The 16,340-nt window shown below is 72.5% G+C and carries 14 protein-coding genes; 9 read left to right on the top strand and 5 right to left on the bottom strand.

All coding sequences use genetic code 11. The annotated features are described in order from the left end of the window. Positions 1-13: 13 nt before the first annotated feature. Positions 14-664: a LuxR C-terminal-related transcriptional regulator gene (locus tag Val02_RS27135; RefSeq protein WP_203902048.1), complete on the bottom strand. Its 651-nt coding sequence runs from the start codon at positions 662-664 to the stop codon at positions 14-16. Further along, the gene (locus tag Val02_RS27130) at positions 642-1,964 is read right to left on the bottom strand and encodes a sensor histidine kinase (protein WP_203902047.1); all 1,323 of its coding nucleotides are present in this window, start codon (positions 1,962-1,964) and stop codon (positions 642-644) included. Before Val02_RS27130 ends, Val02_RS27135 begins: the two co-directional genes overlap by 23 nt. Before the next feature lie 396 nt (positions 1,965-2,360). Between Val02_RS27130 and Val02_RS27125 the strand changes: the two genes are divergently transcribed. From Val02_RS27125 to Val02_RS27100, 6 genes are all read left to right on the top strand, one after another. Next, positions 2,361-3,074, top strand: a complete 714-nt coding sequence (locus Val02_RS27125; protein ID WP_203902046.1) for a redox-sensing transcriptional repressor Rex — start codon at positions 2,361-2,363, stop codon at positions 3,072-3,074. Then, positions 3,071-4,366 (top strand): glutamyl-tRNA reductase, encoded by a 1,296-nt coding sequence (locus tag Val02_RS27120; RefSeq protein ID WP_203902045.1) that lies wholly within the window; start codon positions 3,071-3,073, stop codon positions 4,364-4,366. The genes Val02_RS27125 and Val02_RS27120 overlap by 4 nt, the downstream gene beginning before the upstream one ends. Positions 4,367-4,433: 67 nt before the next feature. Then, a complete protein-coding gene (gene hemC / locus Val02_RS27115) occupies positions 4,434-5,378 on the top strand; it encodes a hydroxymethylbilane synthase (RefSeq protein ID WP_203902044.1) in 945 nt (314 codons plus the stop codon). After that, positions 5,375-6,955 carry a bifunctional uroporphyrinogen-III C-methyltransferase/uroporphyrinogen-III synthase gene (locus Val02_RS27110; protein ID WP_203902043.1) on the top strand — a complete coding sequence of 527 codons (1,581 nt, stop codon included), beginning with the start codon at positions 5,375-5,377 and terminating at the stop codon, positions 6,953-6,955. The genes hemC and Val02_RS27110 overlap by 4 nt, the downstream gene beginning before the upstream one ends. Positions 6,956-6,971: 16 nt before the next feature. Continuing rightward, positions 6,972-7,952: a porphobilinogen synthase gene (hemB, locus tag Val02_RS27105; protein WP_203902042.1), complete on the top strand. Its 981-nt coding sequence runs from the start codon at positions 6,972-6,974 to the stop codon at positions 7,950-7,952. A gap of 29 nt (positions 7,953-7,981) precedes the next feature. Continuing rightward, complete coding sequence (locus Val02_RS27100) at positions 7,982-8,938, top strand: TIGR03557 family F420-dependent LLM class oxidoreductase (protein WP_203902041.1); 957 nt, start codon at positions 7,982-7,984, stop codon at positions 8,936-8,938. 3 nt (positions 8,939-8,941) lie between these two features. On the opposite strand, the gene Val02_RS27095 is transcribed toward Val02_RS27100, so the two are convergent. Further along, positions 8,942-9,994 carry a GNAT family N-acetyltransferase gene (locus Val02_RS27095; RefSeq protein WP_275415619.1) on the bottom strand — a complete coding sequence of 351 codons (1,053 nt, stop codon included), beginning with the start codon at positions 9,992-9,994 and terminating at the stop codon, positions 8,942-8,944. Between the two features lie 40 nt (positions 9,995-10,034). Continuing rightward, positions 10,035-11,564, bottom strand: a complete 1,530-nt coding sequence (locus Val02_RS27090) for a lytic transglycosylase domain-containing protein (protein WP_203902039.1) — start codon at positions 11,562-11,564, stop codon at positions 10,035-10,037. A gap of 40 nt (positions 11,565-11,604) precedes the next feature. Here Val02_RS27090 and Val02_RS27085 point away from each other — a divergent pair, with 40 nt between their 5' ends. The 3 genes from Val02_RS27085 (at position 11,605) to Val02_RS27075 (ending at position 15,370) form a co-directional block, all read left to right on the top strand. After that, positions 11,605-11,814 (top strand): FmdB family zinc ribbon protein, encoded by a 210-nt coding sequence (locus Val02_RS27085; protein WP_203902038.1) that lies wholly within the window; start codon positions 11,605-11,607, stop codon positions 11,812-11,814. A gap of 189 nt (positions 11,815-12,003) precedes the next feature. Then, on the top strand, positions 12,004-14,595 hold the full coding sequence (locus Val02_RS27080; RefSeq protein ID WP_203902037.1) for an ATP-binding protein: 2,592 nt from the start codon (positions 12,004-12,006) through the stop codon (positions 14,593-14,595). 4 nt (positions 14,596-14,599) lie between these two features. Beyond that, on the top strand, positions 14,600-15,370 hold the full coding sequence (locus Val02_RS27075) for a hypothetical protein (RefSeq protein WP_203902036.1): 771 nt from the start codon (positions 14,600-14,602) through the stop codon (positions 15,368-15,370). On the opposite strand, the gene bla is transcribed toward Val02_RS27075, so the two are convergent. Then, entirely contained in the window at positions 15,356-16,252 is an 897-nt protein-coding gene (gene bla, locus Val02_RS27070; protein ID WP_203902132.1) for a class A beta-lactamase, read from the bottom strand. The genes Val02_RS27075 and bla overlap by 15 nt on opposite strands. Positions 16,253-16,340 lie beyond the last annotated feature (88 nt).

Here is a 16,340-nt window from a genome sequence, read left to right as displayed (position 1 = left end):
GTGCGTGGTAGGGCTAGCCGGAGGGCCGCAGATAGGCCAGCACCGCCAGCACCCGCCGGTGCTGCTCGTCGTCGGGCGGCAGGTCGAGCTTCGTGAAGATGTTGCGCACGTGCTTCTCCACCGCGCCCTCGGTCACCACGAGGTGCCGCGCGATGTTCGTGTTGGAACGCCCCTCCGCCATCAGCGCGAGCACCTCGCGTTCGCGCGGCGTGAGCGTGGCGAGCGGGTCGTGCCGGCGCCGCCGGGCGAACAGCTGCGCCACCACCTCGGGGTCGAGCACGGTGCCGCCGACGGCCACCCGCTGGAGCCCGTCGAGGAACGCCGACACCTCGGAGACCCGGTCCTTCAACAGGTAGCCGATCGCGCCCCGCCCGTCGGCGAGCAGGTCGTCGGCGTAGGAGACCTCGACGTATTGCGACAGCACGAGAATCGGCGACCCGGGCACCCGCGTACGCGCCTCGACGGCGGCCCGCAGCCCTTCGTCCGTATGGCTCGGCGGCATCCGAACGTCCACAATGGACACGTCCGGCTCGTGCTCCACCACGGCGGAAACGAGCGAAGGGCCGTCGCCCACAGCGGCGACGACCTCATGCCCGTTCTCTGCGACCAGCCGGATCAGACCCTCCCGGAGAAGTACGGCGTCATCCGCGATCACGATTCGCAAGGAAACCCCCGAGAGGTAGCTCCGCGGTAACCGTGGTCGGCCCGCCGACGGGACTGTCGACGGTCAGGATGCCACCAATCGCGTGTACGCGGTCGCTCAGGCCCGACAGGCCGTGCCCCTTGGCGGTGTGCGCGCCGCCGACGCCGTTGTCCGTGATCTCGATGATCATCGAGGCGAACTCACTGCGCAGCGACACGCCGCACTCGGTGGCGAGGCTGTGCTTGGCGACGTTCGTCAGCGACTCGGCGATCACGAAGTAGGCGGCGTTCTCCAGGGCGGGGTCGAGGCGGCCGAGGTCCGGCGCGTCGACGTCCACCGGCACCAGGCTGCGACCGGCGAGCGCGGCGATGGCGGCGGTCAGGCCCCGGTCGGCGAGGATCGGCGGGGCGATACCGCGGGAGAGCGCACGCAGTTCGTCGAGGGTCTCGCGGGTCTGGGCGAGGGCCTCGGCCACCGTGGCCCGCGCCGCCTCGGGGTCGTTCTCCAGCTGGTGCTGGACCCGGCCGAGATCCATGGCGAGGCGCACGAGGCGCTGCTGCGGGCCGTCGTGGATGTCGCGTTCGAGCCGGCGCAGCGCGTTGGCCTCCGCGGTCACGGCCGCGACGGTCTGTGCCTGCGCGGTGGCCTTCTCCTCCTCCAGGTCGTTGATCCGTCCGCGCAACCCGCCGACGGCGAACAGCAGCCACGACGCCGAGGCGGCGCGCAGGATCACGGCGGCGCGCAGCACGAGGGGCAGCGACGCGGCGGCGACCAGCCCGAGCCCGGTGTGCACGGTCACGTCGGAGAACCACGTGTCGGGCAGGCCGAGCAGTTCGGGGAGGCGGATGTCCTCGTCGCTGTCGGGAACGCTCCACGACCACAGGGCATAGGTGCAGCCGCCGAGCGTCAACACCCACCACAGCACCGCCAGGAAGAACGCGCTCAGCCCGGCCGGGAACGCGATCAGCCCGTGCGCCAGGTCGAGCCAGCACTGGCCGTCGGTGAGCGGGGTGATGATGCGCCGCCACACTCCGGCGCCCGGTGGCACCCGCTTGTACTCGACCGGCTCGTACGGCAGGCCGCTGACGGCGGCGAGCGCACGGCGTTCGCCCTCGGCGAAGGCGCGCGCCAGCAGCAGTGTGCCGGCCAGGATCGGCACGCCGACAACGGTCACCAGCGAGGCGATCCCGATGGCGGTGCCGGCGATCAGAACGGCGAAGCTGACCAGCCCGTACGGCAGGCCGGCGAGGGCGTATACGGAGTCCGGGAGTACCCGGCGACGCCAGTCGGCTGCGGCGGCGGGCGGTGCGAGCGTGGTCATGCCATTGACCGTAGGCAGCGCGGGGCCGAGGGCCTATCCGGATGTCGTGCGTCTTGGTGGTAGTGCCAGCACTACCGGGCCGTCCGTTTCGGGAGTTTTCATGCCTAAAATACCCTCGTATGCCCATAATGATGAACGGCGCCCATCCGCACCGACGGGGTCGAGAATGAAGGGCACTCAGTGCCGCGGGGGCATCTCTCGACCACGCCGGGTTGCGGGTGGGCGTCTACTCGTCGCGACGGCTTCTCTTTCAAGATCGCGATTTGTGCAAGTCTTCACAAATGCCTAGGCTTGCAGTGCGTCGAGCCTGAGGGCCTGTCGGACCGCACCGGCCGAGCGATAGTTGTCAATCTCTATCGCATATGGGCTCACTACCGCCCGTACACACGGAGTCATATGAGTCAGCAGCGTGCTCAATCGTCCGGCGTCGCGTCCGGAGGTGGTCCGGGGTTCCCGGACCTGCCCGAGGCTACCGTCGCCCGGCTGCCTGAGTACCTGCGGGCCCTGCACAACCTCGCCGACGCGGGCCACGACACCGTCTCCAGCGAAGGGCTCGCCACGGCCGCCGGGGTCAACTCGGCGAAGCTGCGCAAGGACCTCTCGCACCTCGGTTCGTACGGCACCCGCGGCGTCGGTTACGACGTGACGCTCCTCATCGAGCAGATCGAGCAGGTGCTCGGACTCCACGAGACCCGCGCCGTCGCGCTCGTCGGCATCGGTAATCTCGGTCACGCACTGGCCCGTTACGCCGGGTTCGCATCCCGCGGTTTTCACATCGCCGCGCTTTTCGACGCCGACCGCGACCGCGTGGGCGAACTGGTCAACGGCATGGCCGTCCGTCACATGTCCGACATCGCCGCGGTGGTCGCCGATGAGGGAATTTCGATCGGTGTGATCGCCACCCCGGCCGACGCCGCACAGGTGGTGGCCGACGATCTGGTCGCCGCGGGGGTCACCAGCATCCTAAACTTCGCACCCTGCGTCCTCGCGGTGCCCGACGGGGTCGACGTGCGCAAGGTCGACCTCGCCATCGAGTTGCAGATCCTCTCGTTCCACGAGCACCGTAAGTCGACGCTGACCGCGTTGCCGGCGAAGGTGGTGGGGCAGTGAATCTCCTCGTGGTGGGCATCTCCCACCGGACGGCCGACGTCGCGCTCCTGGAGAAGTTGGCACTGCGGGCCGGCGAGCTGCCCGACGTGCTCGCCAAGCTGCTCGCCCAGCCGTACGTGCGGGAGGCGCTGGTCGTCTCGACCTGCAACCGCGTCGAGGTCTACGCCGTCGTGGGGTCGTTCCACGGCGGGCTCTCGGACGTCGGCACCGTGCTGGCCGAACGCGCCGGCGTCAGCGTCACCGACCTCGCCGGACGCCTCTACGCCCACTACGGCGTCGAGGCCGTGCGCCACGCCTACCGGGTCGCGGCCGGCCTCGACTCGATGGTCGTCGGCGAGAGCCAGATCCTCGGGCAGTTCCGTGACTCGTACAGCACGGCCGCCGAGCTCAGCGCCACCGGACGGCTGCTGCACGAGCTGGCCCAGCAGGCGCTGCGGGTCGGCAAGCGGGTGCACGCCGAGACCGGGATCGACCGGGCCGGGCAGAGCGTCGTCAGCGCCGCCCTCGAACTCGGGCTGACCGAATCGGGGCTGGAATCCGTCAGCGGCCGCCAGGCGCTGGTGATCGGCGCCGGCGCGATGGGTGCGCTGTCGCTGGCCACGCTGCACCGTTCGGGCGCGGGTGGGCTGCTGGTCACCAACCGCAGCGCGGCCAAGGCCGTTGCGCTGGCCGGCGCGTACAACGCCATCGCCGCGCCGATGGCCGACATCCCCGACCTGCTGCGCACCGTCGACGTGGTGGTGTGCGCGACGGCGTCGCCCGGCACCGTGCTGGAGGCCGTTCCGGGGCGGACGGCGCCGCTGCTCGTGCTCGACCTGGCCGTGCCGCACGACGTGCACCCGGGCGTGGCCGACCACCCGGCCGTCACCCTGGTCACCATCGAGCGGCTGCGCGCCGCCGGCAGCCACGTCTCCGTCGACGACGTCACCGCGGCCGAGGACATCGTCGCCGCCGAGGTGGACGCGTTTACCGCCTGGCACCGGGGCTCCGACGTGGCCCCGACCGTGGCCGCCCTGCGGGCCCGCGCCGAGGACGTCGTCTCGACGGAACTGCGCCGGCTGGCCGGCAAGCGCCCCGAGTTCGACGACGACCAGCGGGCCGAGATCGCGCGCACCCTGCACCGGGTGGTGCAGCGGCTGCTGCACGAGCCGACCGTGCGGGTGCGCCAGCGCGCAAGTGAGCCCGGCGGCGAGGCATACGCGAGCGTTCTGCGGGAATTGTTCGACCTTCCCGCACCGACGCCGGTCGACGTGCCCGGTGCCCTGGACTTCGATCACCGAGGTGAGCTGTGAGCGCGTGGCGGGGCGGTGCGGCGCCGTCTGGACTGAGGAGCGCAGCGACGAGGGAAGACGGTGCCTCATGCGCCGTTTCGACACTTGCGCGGGAGGCGCTGTGATCCGACTCGGGACCCGGGGCAGCGCGCTCGCGCTCGCCCAGTCCGGCACCGTCGCCGACGCCGTCCGACAGCTCGGCCACCAGGTCGAACTCGTCGAGATCTCCACCGCGGGCGACCGTTCGTCGGCGCCGGTGGCGCAGCTCGGCGTGGGCGTGTTCGTCTCCGCGCTGCGCGATGCGCTGCTCGCGAAGGAGATCGACTTCGCGGTGCACTCGTTCAAGGACCTGCCGACGGCACCCGCCGACGGGCTGAGCGTGGTGGCCGTTCCCGGTCGGGCCGACCCCCGGGACGCGCTCGTGTCGCGGGACTCGCTCAGCCTCGCCGAGCTGGGCCCCGGTGCCCGCATCGGTACCGGCGCGGTGCGGCGGATCGCACAGCTCAACGCACTCGGGCGCGGGCTCATCGCCGTTCCCATCAGAGGAAATGTGGACACGCGACTGCGGAAGGTCGCCGACGGCGAACTCGACGCGGTCGTGCTGGCGCGGGCCGGCATCGCCCGGCTCGGCCGCGCGGACGAGATCACCGAAACGCTCGACCCGCTGCTCATGCTGCCGGCCCCCGCCCAGGGGGCCCTCGCCGTGGAGTGTCGCGCCGACGACGTCGAGCTGCTCGAGCTGCTCGCCGCCCTGGACGACCCCTTCACCCGCGCGGCCGTCACGGCCGAGCGGACCCTGCTCGCCGAGCTCGAAGCCGGCTGCTCCGCCCCCGTGGGCGCGCTCGCCGAGGTGGCCGAGGGCGACGACGGGCCCGAGATTTATCTGCGCGGTGCGGTGTTCAGCCCCGACGGATCACAGACGATCCGGCTGTCGCGCACCGGTACGCTCGCCGACCCCGCGGAGGTGGGCCGCGCGCTGGCCCGCGACCTGCGCGACGAAGGCGCCGATCAGGTAATGGGAGAATCGCAATGACCCGCACTCGTAAGACCGTGGGCCACGTCTCGTTCGTGGGCGCCGGGCCGGGGGACCCGAGCCTGCTCACCCGACGCGCCTTCGACGCGCTCCGGTCGGCCGACCACATCGTCTACGACCGGGACGTACCTGACGCGCTCCTCGATCTCGTGCGGGCGGAAGCGGAAGAGGACACCCAGTTCAGCCCCGCCGAGGGCGGCTCGGGCGACGTGGCCAAGGTGCTGATCTCCGCGGCCCGCTCCGGACTGTCCGCGGTGCGGCTGGTCGGCGGGGACCCGTTCGCGGTCGAGCCGGTCGTCAAGGAGGTGCAGGCCGTCGCCCGCACCAACGTCCCCTTCGAGGTGGTGCCGGGCGTGAGCCGGGCGGCCGGGGTCTCCACGTACGCCGGCGTTCCGCTGTCGGGCGTGCGCGTGACGGCCGACGTCGACGACGTGCACACCCTCGACTACGAGGCCCTCGCGCCGGCCATCGCGCGCGGTTCGGTGGCGCTCTCCGTGGACGCCGGCGACCTGGCTGCGCTGCGCGACGGGCTGATGGCGGCCGGCGTCGAGCCGTCCACCCCGGTCACGGTCACCGGCGACGGCACCGGCGACACCCAGTACACGGCCACCTCGGCCGTCGACAGCATGGTCGCCGCGGCCCTCGGGTTCGCCGGCCGCATCGTCGTGCTGATCGGTACCGGTGTCAGCAGCCGGGACAAGCTCTCCTGGTGGGAGAACCGCCCGCTGTACGGCTGGAAGGTCCTGGTGCCGCGCACCAAGGAGCAGGCCGGCGCGATGAGCGAACGCCTGCGCGCCTACGGCGCCATCCCGTGCGAGGTGCCGACCATCGCGGTCGAGCCGCCGCGCACCCCGGCCCAGATGGAACGCGCCATCAAGGGCCTCGTCGACGGCCGCTACGCGTGGACCATCTTCACCAGCGTCAACGCGGTGCGCGCCGTGTGGGAGAAGTTCGCCGAGCACGGGCTCGACGCGCGGCACTTCGGCGGCGTGAAGATCGCGTGCGTGGGTCAGGCGACCGCCGACGCGGTGCGGGCGTTCGGCATCCAGCCGGAGCTGGTGCCCGCCAACGACCAGTCCAGCGACGGGCTGCTGGCCGAGTTCTCCCCGCACGACGAGATCCTCGACCCGGTGGGGCGGATCCTCCTGCCGCGCGCGGACATCGCCACCGAGACCCTGGCCGCCGGCCTGGTCGAGATGGGCTGGGAGGTCGACGACGTCACCGCGTACCGCACGGTGCGCGCCGCGCCGCCGCCGGCCGAGATCCGCGATTCCATCAAGTCGGGTGGCTTCGACGCCGTTCTCTTCACGTCGTCCTCCACGGTGCGTAACCTCGTCGGCATCGCCGGCAAGCCGCACGCCCGCACGGTCGTCGCGGTGATCGGTCCCAAGACCGCCGAGACCGCCGCCGAGTTCGGCCTGCGCGTGGACGTCCAGCCGCCGCACGCCTCCGTCCCCGACCTGGTCGAGGCGCTGGCGGCCTATGCGGTCGAACTGCGTGAGAAGCTCGCCGCCATGCCGGCGAAGCAGCGGCGCGGCTCGAAGGTCCAGGGGCCCACGGCTCTGCGTTTCCGCTGATTGTTGGAGGCCCGTCATGGGATTTCCGGACGTTCGGATGCGGCGGCTGCGGCGCACACCCGCGCTGCGCCGCCTGGTCGCCGAGACGCGGCTGGATCCCGCGCAGTTCATCCTGCCGATGTTCGTGAAGGAAGGGCTGAGCGAGCCGCGGCCGATCTCCTCGATGCCGGGCGTGGTGCAGCACTCGCGCGACTCGCTGCGCAAGGCGGCCGTCGAGGCCGTGCAGGCGGGCATCGGCGGGCTGATGCTCTTCGGCGTTCCGCAGGAGAAGGACGAGGACGGCTCCGCGGGGTGCGCCCCCGACGGCATCCTCAACGTGGCGCTGCGCGACGTGCTCGCAGAGGTCGGTGACAGCACGGTCGTGATGAGCGACCTGTGCCTGGACGAGTTCACCTCGCACGGGCACTGCGGCGTGCTCGGCCCGGACGGCACCGTCGACAACGACATGACGCTTGACGTCTACGGCGAGATGGCCGTCGCCCAGGCCTCCGCCGGGGCGCACGTGCTTGGCCTGTCCGGGATGATGGACGGCCAGGTCGGTGCCGTGCGGCGCGCGCTGGACGAGGCCGGGTTCGGCGAGACGGCGATCCTGGCGTACGCGGCCAAGTTCGCGTCGGCGTTCTACGGGCCGTTCCGCGAGGCGGTCGAGTCGTCGCTGAAGGGCGACCGCAAGACGTACCAGCAGGACGGCGGCAACATCCGCGAGGCCCTGCGCGAGGTCGCCCTGGACGTCGAGGAGGGCGCCGACATGGTCATGGTCAAGCCGGCGCTGCCGTACCTCGACGTGGTGTCGGCGGTGCGCCAGGCGGTGGACGTGCCGGTGAGCGCGTACCAGATCTCCGGCGAGTACGCGATGGTCGAGGCGGCCGCGGCCAACGGCTGGATCAACCGCGAGGCGGCCATCCTGGAGACGCTGACCAGCATCCGCCGCGCCGGCGCCGACCAGATCCTGACCTACTGGGCCGTCGAGGCGGCGGGCCTGCTCCGCCGGGTGTGAGGCGCGCGTGACGGGGTAGCCGTCTGCTCATGCGGATCGGTTACTTTCTGTCGTCCGAGGACTTCGGACCTACCGAACTCGTCGAGCAGGCCAAGCTGGCCGAGGACGCCGGCTTTGAGGCCCTGTGGATCTCGGACCACTATCACCCGTGGGTCGACGCGCAGGGGCAAAGCCCGTTCGTGTGGTCGACCATCGGCGCGTTGAGTCAGGTGTGCCGGCTGCCGGTCACGACTGCGGTCACCTGTCCCACCGTGCGCATCCACCCGGCCGTTCTCGCCCAGGCGGCCGCCACCAGCGCGGTGCTGCACGAGGGGCGGTTCGTGCTCGGGGTCGGCTCGGGCGAGGCGCTGAACGAACACATCCTCGGCGACCCGTGGCCGAGCGCGCAGATCCGCCTCGAAATGCTCGAAGAGGCCGTCGAGGTGATGCGCAAACTGTGGGAGGGCGACTTCGTCAACCACTACGGCAAGCACTACACCGTGGAGAACGCCCGCATCTACACGCTCCCGCAGGAGCCCGTGAAGGTGTACGTCTCCGGGTTCGGCCCCAAGGCGATCGAGCTGGCGGCGCGCATCGGTGACGGCTTCTGCTCGGTGGCACCCGCCGCGGACGCGGTGGAGAAGTTCCGCAGCGGCGGGGGCGGCAACAAGCCCACGCAGGCCGGGTTCAAGGCGTGCTACGCGCCGACCGAGGACGAGGGTGTGCGCATCGCCCACGAACGGTGGCCGAACGCCGGCGTCCCCGGCGAACTGTCGCAGGTGCTGCCGTCGCCGAAGCACTTCGAGCAGGCCGGTTCACTGGTCACGCCGGACATGATCAAGGAGTCGTTCGCGTGCGGCCCGGATCCGGAGAAGCAGCTCATGATGTTCGACCAGTACGTGAAGGCCGGCTACGACGAGATCTACGTGGCGAACACCGGCCCGTACGTGCGGGAGTTCTTCGAGCTGTACAAGACGCAGGTGATCCCCGCGCTGCGCGCCAAGTAGCGCCTACAGGACGGCCGGCCGGAGCCGGTGCAGCAGGTCGACCACCTCGACCTCGTACTCGCGCCACTCGCGATCGGGCTGGAACCCCAGCTCGGCGTTGACCTTCAACAGTGGCTCGTTTTCGGCGTCGTGCCAGGTCTGCACCTCGCGCAGCGTCGGCTCCGCCGCCTTCAGCTCGAACAGCATGCGCGCCTTCAACGCCCGCCCGAGCCCGTAGCCCCGGTGTTCCGGCACGACGACCGTGTCGTACTGGTCGGCGCGGCTCGGGCGCTGGCGCGGCACGACCACCTCGGTCAGGCCCGCCACCGTGTCGGTGGACTCGTGGATGGCCAGCACGATGTAGGGCTTGAGCCCGCGCGCGTGCAGGGTGGCGAGGCTGTCGCGCAGCCGCTCCGGATCGTACGAACTTGGCCGCAGTTCCAGGTCGGCCGGATCGTCGCCGCGCACCGACTCCTTGGCGGCGGCGTACGCGGCGTACAACTCCTCGGGCGGCCCGCCCGGATAGGCCTCCACCCGGTACCCGGAACCGATGCCGCGCGCCATCTCGTCCAGCCGCTGCCAGTCCACAGTGGACAGATCGAGCACGTTTCGCATCTCGGCGTACGCCCACCGGAAGCCGTGCCCCTCGTAGAACGGCACCGCCGGCGTGTCCCCGACGACCTCGATGCCAAGCGACGGGATGCCCTCGTCGCTGGCCCGGCGGGCGGCCGCGAGCAGCAGCGCGCTGCCGACGCCGTGCCGGCGCGCCTCCGGGTGCACCGACAGCTCGAAGACGCCCATGTCGTCCATCAGCAGCATCATGGCGTAGCCGAGCAGGGGACCACCCTCCTCGCCGACGACCCAGGCGGCACGCCGCTCACCCGGCATCGTGGTCGCGACGTACTCCCGGAAGCCGTCCACGATCCAGGGTGGATCACCGGGCGTGTCCACCTCGACCGCGGCGTTGAGCAGGTCCACCACTGCCGCCACCTCGGCGTCCGACGCCATCGACGGCTCCCACTCGCGCACCATCACCCGTCTAGCTTGCCGATGAACAGCCCGTTGCGGAAGGGTCACTGACACAGAAAGTCCACCAGGTCACGCCGCATGTGGATGATCAGACGCGACTCTTGGCCCCATAGTCATTGGCCGCCGTGAACACGTTGTCCACATAGGTCTGAACGTTGTTGTACGAGAGGATGGCTGCTTTCCAGCCCTCGGCGGTGTCCAGGTCCCGGTTGCCCGCGCACAGGTAGCGCCCTGCGGCCAATGCGGCGTCGTCGATGTCCTGCGGATCTGTCACGCCGTCGAAATCGCCGTCGGCGGCGAATCGCGCCCACGTGCTCGGGATGAACTGCATCGGTCCCATCGCGCGGTCCCAGGTGCGGTCGCCGTCGAGTTCCCCGCTGTCGGTGTCGGGTATTGCACGCCGGTTGCCCTGGCCGTCGAGCGGGAGGCCCATGATCGCCGGGTTGACCCGTCCGTCGTTCGCGAGGCTCGAACCGTTGCCGCGCCCGTGGTCCGACTCGATCTTGCCGATGCCGGCGAGGGTGGTCCAGCGCAGGTGACACGTGGGGGACTCCTGCGTGACGACCAGTTCCGCGAAACCGTACGCCTGGAGCGCGATCACCGGGACGCCCGTGCGGACCGCCATCGGGGAGGCCCAGGTGGCCAGCGAGTCCGCGGGCCGGCGGGCCGGGACGAACCCGGCGTCGGAGTCGGGCCCGCCGCTCGGCAGGCCCGCGCTCGGGTCCTCCGCACCGGCGTCCGGCGCCGGCTCCTCGGACTGCGAGGGGGACGCCTGCGGGGCGGCGACCGGCTTGCCCTGGGTGCGCTCGACGGCGAGGCCGCCGCCGGCGACGGCCACCACGAGCGCCAGCATGAACAGGCCCGGCAGCACCATCCGGCCGGACGGCCGGCGGGACCAGGCGCGGGTGCCGCGGGCGCCGCGGCGGGCGGCCCGGCCGATGGCCCCGGCCGCGCCGCGCATCGGCCGGCGGTGCGCGCCGGTGGTGTCGGTGCGCAGGTGGGCGGGGCTCGGGCGGCGGGTCACCTTGACCAGGTCGACCTTGGTGGAGGCGCCGTCCTTGGCCGCGGCGGCGCTGTCGCGCTTGACGAGATCCACCTTGCCGTCGGCGGGCTTCTCCGCTTCGGCCGTCTTCCCGTCGACGGTCTTGGCCTCGGCCGTCTTGGCCTCGGCGGTCTTGCTGTCGGCGGCCGGCCCGGCCTCGGCGGCAGCGGCCTTCGTGGACCCGTCCGATTCGGCGGCCGTCTCGGGGGCCTTGCCGCCGGTGGGCTGGCCCTCGGCGTCGGCGGACTTGTCGGCGGCTGCGGAGTCCGCGGCGGCCGTCTCCGCGGGGGAGTCCCCCGTATCAGCGGCGCCGTCACTCGTTCCGGTGGCGGCGTCGCCCGCGCCCGCGGTGGCCGGCGTCGTGGTGGACGCTGGTCCGGTGGAGCCGCTCGCCACCGCCGCATCGGTCGCGTCGACCCCCGCGGGAGCGGAGGAAGCGGTCGAGGCGGCCGCGTCAGGTGTGTCAGGCGTGACCGGTAAGCCCGGATCGCCCGGCTTACGGGGTGCCGGCACCGCCGGACGCAGTCTGGTCCGCTGTTCGCGATCGCGTCCGACCGCCTCGCTCGCCTCGCTCACGCCGTCGAGTATTGCCGATGTCGGCCCATAATCTGTAACCATGCCCCGCTACGAGTACCGATGCCGCGCCTGCGGCGAGACGTTCGAGCTGAATCGCGCCATGAAGGACGCCAACGCACCCGCGGCGTGTCCCTCCGGTCACGACGACACCGTCAAGCTGCTGTCGACGGTGGCCTTCACCGGACGGGGCCAGGCGGTACCGTCCCCCGGTGCGGGCGGCGGCTGTTGCGGTGGTGCGTGCGGCTGCTGACGACGGTTACCGCTGTCGAGCCGACCATCCCCGCGTGATTCACCGGTCGGCTCGCTGACGCAGGACGAACGGCGTCCCGAACCGGGCGTCCGGGCCACATCCGAGGCATGCCGGTGTCGTTCAGTCCGATGTACGGCAGTACGGTTGCGCGCCTGGCAGGGAGGCGGAGGTCCTGGGGTGTCGGTTCGGATGCGTCTACCCGCCGGATTGGTGACGTTCCTCTTCACGGACATCGAGGGCTCGACGAGGCTGGCACAGCTGCTCGGTATCCGGTACCGGGACATGCTCAGCGAGCACCGCAGGGTGCTGCGGGCTGCGCTCGCCGGCGGGTACGAGCTGTTCAGCGAGGGTGACTCGCTCTTCTTCGCCTTCCCCGACCCGGGTGCGGCGCTGGCGGCGTGTGCCGAGGCGCAGCGGCGGCTGGCGGCTCACGAGTGGTCGGTGCCGTTCCCGCCGCAGGTGCGGATGGGGCTGCACACCGGCCCGGCCCGGCCGTACGGCGGGGAGTACGCCACGGCCGAGGTGCACCGGGCGGCCCGGGTGGCCGGCAGCGCGCACGGCGGGCAGGTGCTGTGCTCCTCGGCGACCGCCGCGCTCGCCGGGGAACTGCCGAGCGGGATCTCCCTGCGCGATCTGGGCCTGCACCGGCTGCGCGGGTTCGACTCGCGGGAACGGCTCTTCCAGCTGGTCGGCCCGGGACTGGTGCGGGAGTTCCCCCGGCCGCGGGGGACCCTGGTGGCGCCGCACAACCTGCCGGCGGCGCTGGAGTCGTTCGTGGGGCGGGCGGCGGAGCAGCGGGAGCTGGCCCGTCTCGTCGAGGAACGCCGTCTCGTGACGGTCGTCGGCCCGGGTGGTGCCGGCAAGACGCGGCTGGCCGTCGAGGTGGCCCGCCGGCGCGTGGCGACCTGCCCGGACGGCGTGTGGTTCGCCGACCTGGCGGACGTGGCCGATCCGGCCGGGGTCGAACGCAAGGTGGCCGACGCGCTGGGCCTGCGCCCCGAGCCGGGACGGCCGCTGGGCGACACGATCGCGGACTACGTGGCGGCGCGCCGGCTGCTGCTCGTTCTCGACACGTGCGACACCCATCCGGAGGCGGCGGCCGCGCTCGCGACGCGGGTGCTCGGCGGCGGCGCGGGAACGGTCGTGCTGGCGACCGGCCGCGAGCCGCTGCACGTGCCCGGGGAGGTGGTGTGGCGGATTCCGGCGATGGAGCTGGGCGACGCGACGCGCCTGCTGGCCGTGCGGGCGGCGGCGGCGCGCGGGGATCGCGCGGTGCCCGCGTCCGAACTGCCGGACCTGACCCGGGTGGCCGCCCGGCTGGACGGGTTGCCGCTGGCGCTGGAGCTGGCCGGCGCCCGGATGCGGCTGCTGCCCGCGGCGCAGGTGGCGAAGCGCCTGTCGGATCTGCTCGGCCTGCTGGACGCGGGACGCGCCGGCACCGGCCGGCACAGCACGATGAGCGCCTCGCTGGAGTGGTCGTACCGGACGCTGCCGCCGGGTCCGGCGCGGCTGCTGCGCCGGTTGTCGGTCTTCCACGGCCCGGTCGAACTGTCCACTGTGGAGGCCGTGCACGGCGACGACCCGCTGGACCCGTTGGCCGTGCTGGTCGACAAGTGCCTGCTCGACCGCGGCTGGAACGGCTACCGCGTACCGGAGACGGTGCGCGGCTACGCGGTGCGGCTGCTGCGCCAGGCCGGCGAGGAGAACGCCGCCCGCGACCGGCACGTCGCCTGGTGCCGGCACACCGTTCGGGCCGCGCCGCCGGAGCTGTACCACCTGGATCCGTTCGCCGACGAGGTGCGCGCGGCACTGGACTGGACGACGTCGGGCGGCAGCGCCCGGGACGGCATCGCGCTGGTGGACGCGTTCGCGCAGTGGTGGCACGAACGGGGTCTGGCCCGCGAGGGCCGCCGCTGGCTGCACCTGGTGTACGAACGCGCATCCGCGACGGCCGAACACATCCCCGACGTGGAGATCGCCGGCGCGCACCGGATGTACGCGGCGTTCGTGGGTGCCGAGGGCGGCTACGCGGAGCAGTTGTCGTTCGTGCGGCGCGCGGAGGAACTGGCGCGAAGGGCCGGCGATCCGGCGGAGCTGGTGCGCGTTCTGGCCGCACGGGGTGCGCCGCTGCGCGATCTGGGCCGCGACGCCGAGGCCGAACGCGCCTGCCGGGAGGCGATCGACGTGGGTCGCCGCGAGGGTGTGCCGGTGGAGGCGCTGCCGGCGGTGTACTGCCTGGCTCAGCTGCTCTGGCGGCAGGGGGCCTGGGACGAGGCGGCGGACGTGCTGGCGGCGGCGCGGCCGTGGGAACAGTCGCGTCCGGCGGATCGGGCCCGGCGCACGGTCGACCTGCTGCTGGGCCTGGTGGCGGTGGAACGCGGCGACGTGGTGGCGGCGCACGACCATCTGCTGGTGACGTTGCGGGCGCGGATGGCGCACGGGTTCCACGCGGGCGTGTGCGAGACGGTGGCGGCGTTCGCGGTGCGGTGCGCCTCCGGCGGGCAGCCGTTGGTGGCGGCGCGGCTGTTCGGCGCGGCGCAGGCGGGGCGCGCGGCGTTGCACCTGGTGCCGGGCGCCATGGGCATGTACTGGAGCCGCCGCGAGAACGACCTGCGGGAGAGGCTGGGCGATCGGGCGTTCGACGCCGCCTACGCGGAGGGGTGCGCGCTGCCGCTGGCCGAGGCGGTGACCTCGGCGATGGCGGTCGAGCATCCGGATCTGGTGACGGACGCGCCGTCGTGGACGCCGCGCCGGCTGGACCTGTCGACGCGGATACTCTGACACCGTGGCGCTGACCCTGGTGCGGGCAAGGCGGTCGGCGACGGTGCTCGCCCTGGCCGTCGCGGTGTTCGGTGCCGTTCTGGGTGCGCTCGCGGGTGCGGCGGTCGCGGAGCGGGCGGCGTGGCAGGCGGCCGGGCCGTTGCCGTCGGACCGGGAGGCCTCGGCGTTGGCGCGGCTGGTGATGGGCGCTGCGGTGCCGCCTCCCGAGCGTTTCGACGTCCGCTTCGGTTACGACCCGAGCGGCGCCTACGGTCCGGGCCGGGTCCGGTTCCGGATTCCGGGGGAACGCCCTGAGCCCGCCCTTTCCGATTCGCGGGTGCGCCTGGCGACGGCCGGCTGGACGGTCTCCCCGACGGCGGGGGGCTTCTCCGCGGTGAAGGGGCCGTGGCGGGTGGAGTTCGCGCCGGACGGGGACGCGTTCGTGCGGCTGGACGTGCTGCGGGCGCGGCCGATGTGGGTGGCGCCGGTGGCGGCGTTCGGCGGGCTGCTCGGGGCGCTGTGCGGCTGGCTGGTGACGCTGTGGGTGTGGCGGCGGGGTGTGCGCCTGCCGGACGGCGCACCGCGTCGGGTGGCCCTGGGCTTCGCGGCGGCGGGTGCCCTCTGCGCGGTGCCGGTGCTCGCCGTGACCGGGTACACGCAGCTGCCGACGCCGTTGGATCGTCCACTGTGGACGGCGTTGACGTATCAGGCGGTGGGCCTCGCGGCGGCGGCGTCGCTGGTGCTGCTGGCCGCCGCCGCGCTTCTCGTGACGGTGCGTTCGCTACTTCGCCGCTAGCGCCGTCATCGCAACGGTCGTCGCGCGGGCCAGCAGGGCGTTGTCGGACTTGGCGTCCTTGGCGTCCTTGGCGGACAGGACGGCGAGCACGACGGGTGCGCGACCGTCCGGCGGCCACAGCACGGCGATGTCGTTGCGGCCGCCGTATCCGGCGCTGCCGGTCTTGTCGCCGACGCTCCAACCGGCCGGTGCACCGGCCCGGATCGTCTGATCGCCGGTGGTGTTGCGCTTCAGCCAGTCGATGAGGACCGGGCGGTCCTCCGCGTCGAGGGCGTCGCCGACGACGTAGGCGCGCAGGTCGGCGGCGAGCGCCCGCGGGCTGCTCGTGTCCCTGACGTCTCCGGGGGTGGCCTCGTTCAGGTCGGTCTCCCAGCGTTCGGGGTCGCTCACCGTGTCGCCGAGGTCCCGGAGTCCCTTCTCGAACCCGGCCGGCCCACCGAGCTTGCGCAGCATGAGATTGCCGGCGGTGTTGTCGCTGTAGCGGACGGCCGCGTCGCAGATCTCGCGCAGCGTCATACCGGACTCGACGCGCTTCTCGGTGACCGGCGAATAGGTGACGAGGTCGGCGGCCGTGTACCTGACGACGGTGTCCAGTTCGGCGGCGGTCGTGGCATCCAGAACCTGCGCGGCGGCCAGCGCCTTGAACGTCGAGGCGTACGCGAAGCGTTCGTCGGCGCGCCAGGTGACGGTGCGCCCGGAGCCGGTGTCGACGGCGTACAGCCCGAGCCGCGCCCCGAACTCCGTCTCCAGGGCCTTGAACCCGGGATCGGCCGCGGACGGTGTCGCCGAGGGCGGTGTGCCGTCCCGGGCGGGCGTCGGGTCGGTGGCGCAGCCGGCGAGCGCGATGCCGGCGACGGCGGCGGCCAGCAGCGGTTTGAGCATGGCGTTGTCCCATCTGCGGTGCATTGGGGGGAGCCTGCCAGCGATGCTCGATGCCGTCCAAGACGCGGATGTGCTCGTCGATGCCGTT

Source organism: Virgisporangium aliadipatigenens, assembly GCF_016863615.1.
In the GTDB taxonomy this organism is placed as follows: domain Bacteria; phylum Actinomycetota; class Actinomycetes; order Mycobacteriales; family Micromonosporaceae; genus Virgisporangium; species Virgisporangium aliadipatigenens.
The sequence above is the reverse complement of the archived record's forward strand: the minus strand, read 5'-3'. Positions and strand labels throughout refer to the sequence as shown.